This is a genomic window from Actinomyces sp. ICM47 (genome assembly GCF_000278725.1).
In the GTDB taxonomy this organism is placed as follows: Bacteria; Actinomycetota; Actinomycetes; order Actinomycetales; family Actinomycetaceae; genus Pauljensenia.
Genome location: NZ_ALCA01000068.1, coordinates 1 through 8109 on the forward strand (window position 1 = coordinate 1; position 8109 = coordinate 8109).

At 65.8% G+C, this 8109-nt stretch carries 7 protein-coding genes; all 7 read right to left on the bottom strand.

Translation table 11 applies throughout. The features are described from left to right. Positions 1-196 precede the first annotated feature (196 nt). The 7 genes from rplL to HMPREF1136_RS04235 all read right to left on the bottom strand — a co-directional run bounded on the left by rplL (position 197) and on the right by HMPREF1136_RS04235 (position 7999). Positions 197-577, bottom strand: coding sequence for a 50S ribosomal protein L7/L12 (gene rplL, locus HMPREF1136_RS04205; RefSeq protein ID WP_009648085.1), 381 nt, complete (start codon positions 575-577; stop codon positions 197-199). Positions 578-669: 92 nt separating this feature from the next. Further along, entirely contained in the window at positions 670-1194 is a 525-nt protein-coding gene (gene rplJ / locus HMPREF1136_RS04210; RefSeq protein WP_009648087.1) for a 50S ribosomal protein L10, read from the bottom strand. Positions 1195-1593: 399 nt separating this feature from the next. Next, positions 1594-3357 carry an ABC transporter ATP-binding protein gene (locus tag HMPREF1136_RS04215; protein ID WP_009648089.1) on the bottom strand — a complete coding sequence of 588 codons (1764 nt, stop codon included), beginning with the start codon at positions 3355-3357 and terminating at the stop codon, positions 1594-1596. Positions 3358-3359: 2 nt separating this feature from the next. Then, the gene (locus tag HMPREF1136_RS04220) at positions 3360-5180 is read right to left on the bottom strand and encodes an ABC transporter ATP-binding protein (RefSeq protein WP_009648088.1); all 1821 of its coding nucleotides are present in this window, start codon (positions 5178-5180) and stop codon (positions 3360-3362) included. Further along, positions 5177-6634: an ABC transporter ATP-binding protein gene (locus HMPREF1136_RS04225; protein WP_009648091.1), complete on the bottom strand. Its 1458-nt coding sequence runs from the start codon at positions 6632-6634 to the stop codon at positions 5177-5179. Before HMPREF1136_RS04225 ends, HMPREF1136_RS04220 begins: the two co-directional genes overlap by 4 nt. Further along, a complete protein-coding gene (locus HMPREF1136_RS04230; RefSeq protein ID WP_009648086.1) occupies positions 6631-7407 on the bottom strand; it encodes an energy-coupling factor transporter transmembrane component T family protein in 777 nt (258 codons plus the stop codon). Before HMPREF1136_RS04230 ends, HMPREF1136_RS04225 begins: the two co-directional genes overlap by 4 nt. Beyond that, positions 7400-7999, bottom strand: a complete 600-nt coding sequence (locus tag HMPREF1136_RS04235) for an MptD family putative ECF transporter S component (RefSeq protein ID WP_009648090.1) — start codon at positions 7997-7999, stop codon at positions 7400-7402. Before HMPREF1136_RS04235 ends, HMPREF1136_RS04230 begins: the two co-directional genes overlap by 8 nt. Between the last annotated feature and the right edge of the window lie 110 nt (positions 8000-8109).

Below are 8109 nucleotides of genomic sequence, written 5' to 3' on the forward strand. Positions count from 1 at the left end.
CGCCGCCCACGGGCACACCAAGCAGCCCGGCCTAGCAAGGCACACCACGCGGGCGGCCGGACCCGACGGTGCCCAGAACACCAGCGACGCCACAAGCAACGAGCGCCAGACACGCGGAAACCCCGCCCCGCAGATGCGGGACGGGGTCAGCCCACCCAGTCGGGTGGAAAAGTCTGAACGAGTCAGACGGGGAAAGTCACTTAAGGGTGACCTTGCCGCCGGCCTCTTCGATCTCAGCCTTGGCCTTCTCGGCGTCTTCCTTCTTCGCGGAGGGGAAGATGGTGGAGGGCGCGGAGTCAACCAGGTCCTTGGCTTCCTTGAGGCCCAGGCCGGCCAGGTTCTTGACGACCTTGACGACGGCGATCTTCTTCTCACCGGCGGACTCGAGGACGACCTCGAACTCGTCCTTCTCTTCCTCGGCGGGGGCGTCGGCGGCCGGGGCGGCAACGGCGACGGCTGCGGGGGCAGCGGCCTCAACGTCGAAGGTCTCCTCGAAGAGCTTCACGAAGTCGGAGAGCTCGATGAGGGTCATTTCCTTGAAAGCTGCGATGAGCTCGTCATTGGAGAGCTTAGCCATGAGTGGCATCCTTCCTAATTGGCCTGCACGAGTGCAGATTGTTGGGGTGTTTCACGCAGCCCGGGTGGCGGTGTGAAACATGGCCTGTCTCGTCAGGCCGCCTCGCCCTGCTGCTTTTCGCGCAGAGCATCGATGGTGCGCACTGCCTTGACGGGCAGAGCGTTGAATGCGAACGCCGCCTGACCGATCTTCGCCTTGAGGACGCCTGCGGCCTTGGCCAGCAGGACCTCGCGGGACTCGAGATCGGCGAGCTTCTTGACACCCTCGGCGCTCAGGGGAGCGCCGTCCATCGCGCCGGACTTCAGCACGAGGGCGGGGTTTTCCTTAGCAAAATCACGCAGGGTCTTGGCGGCCTCAACGGGCTCGCCGGAGACGAAAGCGATGGCCGTGGGACCCTTGAGGTCCTCAGCCAGGAAGTCGAGGCCGACCTCCGTGGCTGCCAGGCGCGCCAGCGTGTTCTTTGCCACGGCGTAGGTCGCGTTCTCGCCCAGGCCGCGACGCAGCTGCTTCAGCTGGCCGACGGTCAGGCCGCGGTACTCGGTCAGCAGGACAGCGTCGGCTGCGCGGAAGCGCTCCACGAGCTCGGCAACTGCTGCCACCTTGTCGGACTTCGCCATGGTCCTCCTTCCAGATACGTGACCGCAGGTAAGAAAAAACCCGACACGCAGGTTCGTGTCGGGCGCATGCTCGAATGCCGCGCGGGGCGGCTCACTCACCTGCGTTGGATTTTTCTCCACTAGTGTGGACACCAACGGTCTTCGGCACGGATCAGCTTAACAGGGTGGTTACCTGCGTGCAAGCATGGCGGCGCGTTTCACAGACGAGGCCGGGGTCGGTCGCGCGCACACCTGCGATGGGTGCATCAGAGGATGCACGAGGCCGGGGCTGGTTTGCGGGGTATCCGGGAAGGATGCGTCCGGCTTGGCTCAGGGTGGAGCGCCTGGTATCCGACACGCGAAACGGTGTTCGGCGTCCGGTGATGCGCATTGGGTCCCGGCCTCGTGACGTGATAGCCGTCAGACGAGCCTCCACCCCGCTGCCCGTGAGCGCGCGTCCCAGAAGGCCCGGTATTGGCCGTCCGCCTGCGAGTAGAGCTCAGCGTGCGTGCCGATCTGGGCGACGCGGCCGCCTTCGTCGAGGACGACGATCTGGTCGGCTGCCGTGATTGTGTCGAGCTTGTGGGCGATGACGATGAGGGTCGCGTCGCGCCGCAGGGCGGCCATGGCGTCGGTGATGCGCGATTCGTTCTCGGGGTCGAGGGCGCTCGTGGCCTCGTCGAAGAGGACGATGGGCGCGGCCTTGAGGAGCGCGCGTGCGATGGAGACGCGCTGGCGCTCGCCTCCCGAGAGCGCGCGGCCGGCCTCGCCGACGGGGGTCTCCCAGCCGAGCGGCAGGCGTTCGATGATCTCGTCGACTCCGCTCAGGCGAGCCGCTTCCTCGATATCTGCGTGGCTCGCGTCGGGGTTTCCGACGCGCACATTAGCTTCCAGGGTGTCGTCGAAGAGGTAGACGTCCTGGAACACGAGGGAGAGCTGCGCCATGAGGTCGGTGGTGTCCCAGTCGCGCACGTCTGCGTCACCCACTCGAACGCTTCCCGCGTCCACGTCGTAGAAGCGTGCGACGAGGCGCGCGATGGTGGTTTTGCCACAGCCCGAGGGACCGACGATCGCCGTCATGGTTCCGGGCTGGACGCGGAAGGATACGCCTTGCAGGACGGGGTGGTCGGCCTCGTAGGAGAAGGACACGTCCTCGAGGGTCACGGATGCGCCCGACGAGGCCGGGGCCTCGTCCGTGCGTCGCACGCCCTTGGGGGCGGGCAGTTCTGAGGCGGAGAGGATCTCGTGGCTGAGGTCGAGGACCGGGCGACGCGTCTCGAAGGCGGAGGCGAGCGTCCCGATGTCGACGAGGATCTGCGTGAAACGCAGAAGCAGGCCGATCGCAACGATCGCAGCCACGGGGCCGACCTGTTCCCCGACCGCGAGCCACCCGATCGCGCAGATGAGCGTCACGACGACGACCTGGGCAGCCATGCCGTTGACGATCTGGCCGACGGTTTCCCGCATGAGAGAACGCCGTGCCGCCACCCCGTACGCATCCTCGGCTCGCAGGAGAGGCTCGTAGGAGGCGGAGCGCCCGCAGGCCCGCAGCGCGCCCTGCTTGGTCGCGTATTCGACAATGCGGTGTGACAGCTCGCGGGCGGGAGGCTCTTTCAGGGCGGCCCCGGACTGCAGGCACCGGCGCGCCACCCACACTCCCCCGCCGACGACCGGGATCGCGACCACGCACACCAGCCCGAGGACCGGCGAAAACACGGTGATGCCGACGAGCATCGTCGCCGAGGTGACGATGGCGGCAATGAGGGGCGAGTACATGTGCGCGAAGATCTCACCCAGAACCATGAGCTCACGCGAGACGAGGCGCGACGTCTTTCCGGCGGTGTCTGCGCGGAACGATCCGAGCGGCAGGGACGCCACCTTATCGCCGATCGCGCGGTGCATGTTCGACAGGAAGTCAAAGGCCACCGAGTATGAACGCATAGCGAGGAGATACTCGACGACAAATGAGGTGAGCGCGCACCCAGCCAGCACCACGAGCCACGCGCTCAGAGGCATCCCCCAGGCGCTGTGACCCGAGGTCAGGGCGAGCGCGGCCGGAATGAACGCGATGAGCGAGATTCCGCGCACGACACCGACGATGCAGGACAGGATGGTCGCCCGGGCGAAGTCGGCTCGCCCCTGCTCGGAGAGGGGTTCGCGCAGGCGGATGATGAGTCCGAACATAATCAGTGTCCTTTCGCGGGTGCGGTCAAGCGACGCATGTAGGGGTGGTCGGCGAGCTGGTCGGGCGTGCCCAGGGCGATGAGGCGTCCCGCGTCAAGGATGGCGATCTGGTCGACACCCGTGATCGACGCGGCGCGGTGTGCGATCACCAGGACCGTCTTTCCCTGCACGAGGCGGGTGAGCGCCTCCTGAATATCGGCCTCGGCTTCCGGGTCGGTGAAGGCGGTGGCCTCGTCGAGAACGAGGATGGGCGCATCGACGAGGAGGGCGCGCGCAATCGCGATGCGCTGCGCCTGGCCACCCGAGGGATGCGCGTCCTCCCCGATGACGCTGTCGAGGCCTCGGGGTAAGGAACGCAGGTAGTCGTCGATACGAGCGGCCCCAGCGGCGGCCCACACCGCTTCGTCGCTCGCACCGGGAACGCCGAGCGCGATGTTATCGCGTACGGATATATCGAGGAGCTGGGGGTCTTGGAGGACGAAGGAGACGTGCCGGTAGAGGACATCCGGAGCGATGTCACGCACGTCGACCCCTCCGATGCGAACAGCCCCACGGTCCGGGTCGGCGAAGCGCGCAACCAGCGTCGCGAGCGTCGACTTACCCGAGCCGGAGGAGCCGACGAGTGCGGTCACCGTGCCCTCGGGGATCGTCAGGCTCACATCGTCAAGCGCGAGGGTCGTCCCGTAGGAGAAGGACACACCGTCAATCTCAACATCCGATCCGTCTGGCACGGAATGCCCCTCGGCGGGTAATGGATCAACAGAGAGCAGATCGACGATCCGCAGCGCGGCCGCCCCCGCGATCTGGTAGGACCAGGCAGTCGTCCCCAGCACCTCGATGGCAGCCGGGATGACGAGGGCAATGAGCGCGCAGGTGATGACCTGGACCGGGCTCACGATCCCGGCGGCCGCGAACGCTGCGCCTCCCGCGGTCGAGATGAGCAAGATCAACGAGGGAGACACGCTGGCCTGCCCGAGCGCGGAGCCTTTCAGCAGCGGACCGCACCAGTCGCGATAGAAGCGCGAGAAGTCCTCGGCTGCCCGGATGAATCGCTCGTGTGAACGGCCGACGGTCCCAAAAGCCTTCACCACGCTGATTCCGGACACGAATTCGACCATCGTCGATGAGACGCGCGTCAGGTGTCGGTCCATCTGTGCGGTCTTCTCCCCCATGTCTCGCATCATCCACGCGTTGAGGAGCCCGTAGATGGGCAGCGTGGCAATCGAGAGAAGCCCGAGCCGCCAGTCGACGACGAAGGAGTAGATGAGCAAGGACAGGGGTGCGCTGACGGCGGCTGCGGATTCGACGGGCGCATGGGCGATAACGGTGTGTACATCGTGTGTGTCGTCCTGGATGGCCTTGCGCACGGCCCCGGAGTTCGTCGATGTGAACCAGGCGAGGGGCGCACCGGCCAGAACCTTCACCATGCGCGAGCGCACGATGTGTCCGAAACGCACGTCCGCGAAGTGGGTGACAGCGAGCGCAACAAAGTAGATCCCATAGCGCACGCCGAACGCTCCGGTGAGCCACATGAGCAGGGTCATCACCTCCCCTCGGTCGGGCAGGGCACCTGATCGAGCCGCAGCCAGCAGCACCTCCCCCAGCTGGACGAGGACGACGTAGGGGGCAACCGCGAGCGCGCCGTAGAGGAACCCGAGTACTCGGGCAAGCATCATGGCTCCACGGATGGGGGCGGTCAGCTCCTTGAAGGCGCGCTGGCCCGCCAGGTGCGCCGCGCGGGGGTCATCGGTTCGCGTGTCGTCAGCGAGCTGGCCAGTCGGGGCCGAGGCCGTGGCGTCCTCGCGCTCGTCGGTATCGGTCATTGGGGTTCTCCTTCGCGAGCACGCTTGGTGCCCGTCGGCGTCAGTGTGATGAGTTGGTCCGCGCAGGCAGAAGCGAACTCGCCATCGTGGGTGACGACGATGACGGCCGCTCCTTCGTTCGCAATGCGGCGCAGGGTCGCGGTAATTGAGTCAAGGTGCCGGGCATCGATTCCCGACGTGGGTTCGTCGAGGATGACGATTCGGCGCCCAGTGGCTCGCGCAGCTGCGATGACGAGGCGTTGCTTCTGTCCTCCCGACAGGCTGAGGGGATGGCGGTCCCCCAGGTGAGCGAGGTCGAAGTCAGCCAAAAGCTTCTCCCCGGCCTCGCCGCTGGCCTGCGACGCCCCGATCGTCAGCTCGCCCGCTAGCGTGTCGGAGAACAGCTGTCGCCCGGTGTCCTGCATGACGAGCGCGCACGCGGCCCGTCGCTGCCGTCGACTCGTCGTCTGCCCGTCCAGGGTGATCGTTCCGGAACTGGGAGCAGCCAGCCCGCACAAAACGCGCACGAGGGTCGTCTTCCCGACGCCGTTCTCTCCCGCGATGCACGTGATCCGGCCGACTGGAAAGTCCGCGTCGAAGCCTTCAAACACGGGAGTGTTCCCGTAGGAGAAGCTCAGATCCCGGCAGGACAGGCCCACGCTCCCACGGGCCGAGGCCTCGTCCCGGGAGTCCCGCGAGCACACCCAGGCCTCGGGCGGACCAGGGTCAACGAGCGTGCGCAAGCCAAGCGACCTGCGTTCCGCCTCGCTCATCGAGTAGAACTCCTCGCCGCTCCACCGACGCGTGACCGATCCGTCTTCCATGAGGAGGACCTGGTCGGCGAGTCCTCGCAGGAAGTGAAGGCGGTGCTCGACGACGATGATTGTCATTCCCTGTTCCTTGAGGAGCACAAGGGCGCGTCGCACCTCTGCGATGGCGTCGGGGTCCAGGTTCGAGGTAGGTTCGTCGGCGAGGAGAACCGGGGCACCCGATGACAGCGCGCAAGCGAGCGCCACCTTCTGGAGCTGCCCGCCCGATAAAGTCGACAGCTTGCGGTCCATGAGATGGGTGATGCCCATGAGTTCGGCGGCGCGCTCACTGCTCTCGATCAGGGTTTCTCGGTCGCGACCGTAGTTTTCCCCGCAAAAGGCCAGCTCCTCGGCGACGGTGTCGCAGAAGAATTGGGTGCGCGGATTCTGGAAGACGGATGAGCACAGGTGACCGACCTCGGTCAGGGGGACCTCGGCGAGGTCGCGACCATCAATCCGCACCACCCCCTCGATCTCCCCCGGCGTCATCTGCGGGACGAGGCCGGTCAGCGCCCGCATGAGCGTCGACTTCCCACAGCCGGAGGACCCGCACACGAGGGTGAGAGTGCCCGGACGGGCAGACACATCGACCCCGTGTAGGGCCTCGACGCGATCTCCCGTCAGCTCACTGACGTAGGAGAACGACAGGGATTCAACATCAATCACGGCAGGACTCCCAGGTGCGCACAGATCTCGATAACGATGACGCCGGCCACGCACGCGAGGGCGACCGCATCCCAGGCACTGGCGCGCAGCCGCGTCAGCGAGGTGGGGCGTGTGGGGCCACCCAGGCCTCGGACTACGCTCGAGGCAGCCAGGTCGTCGGCCACGCGCGCGATAGACGACAGCAGCGGGACCAGAAAGCGCTCAGCAATCACGAGGGGGTGCCGTATGATGCCGCGCACCCCGAGGTCGACGCCACGCATCTCCATCGCCTCGCGGATAGCGACCGCCTCGGCACCCACCGTCGGGAGGACACGAAACGCGACAACGAGGGCGTCGACGAACACTCGCGGCAAGTGAACGGCGCGCAGGGCTGCCTTCATCTGGCCAACTCTCGTCGTGCGGTACACGTAGAGAGCGATACCGAATCCCGCGAAGAACCGCGCAAACCAGTACAAGATCGCAGCGCACGTACCGACGACGAGAACCACTCCACGCGGCAAGCCCACGGCCTCGAGCCACGCAACGAGAAAAGGCGAACCCAAAGCACACACATCACAGACGAGGCACGCAATCCCCACGCGCGCAGCGGCCCTCGCACTGACCTCCCAGAGGAGAGCGATCACCGCCAGCGCCTGCACCGCAACAAGCGTGGACGTGGGGCTCGCGCGCATGACGAGTGCGTTGAGGACGAGGAGAGCGAGGAGCTTGGTGCGTGGGTCAAGTCTGCTCGTTGCCTCGCCTGGTGCGGCCTCGGCGGGCGAGATATCAGGCAACGCCAGCCTTCGCGAAGTGCTTGCGCAGCAGGAAACGCCCGAGGAGCCCACCGATGAACGCGACGATCATTGCGACGACGAGCCATCCTCCAATCACTGCGGGACTAAAGAGCGCCCGCATCGCGTCCGCGTAGTCCTGGCCCATCTGAGCCGCAACATCCGCATAGTAGGAGTCGGGAGCAAAAAAGATCGGCGCAAGCGGGCCAATCATCCACAGGGAGACCAGCATGTATGCCGCGATGTTTCGAGGGGCGCTCACGTAGCCGCCGCTTCGAGCAAGGAGGTCAGCCAGCAAGCCCAGAACCAGGGTGACCGGCACAGTCACCCACGAGTGTCCAGTCACGACCATGAGGAAGGCGACGACGCCTCCCATGATTGTGAGCGTTCCAAACATGCGCGAGCGCACCATCATCAGCATGATGACCGGACCGTTGAGGATCAGACCGATGATCCAGCCGACGAACATGAACGCCGGCCCGAAAAAGCCAAGCATTCCCGAGCACCACATGATGACAAAGTAGACGGCGGTGAATGCGCCGATCGTGACGGCCGAGCGCGCCTTTGTAATGCCCGCCCCCGCAACCTGAGGCATTTTTGCAACCCTTCACATACATAGGTTTATACAAGCGAATTAAGGTTACCCTATTCGCGACCTATATTGTGTGACCTATGTCCCTTAATCTGCGCATGCATGTGCCAGCG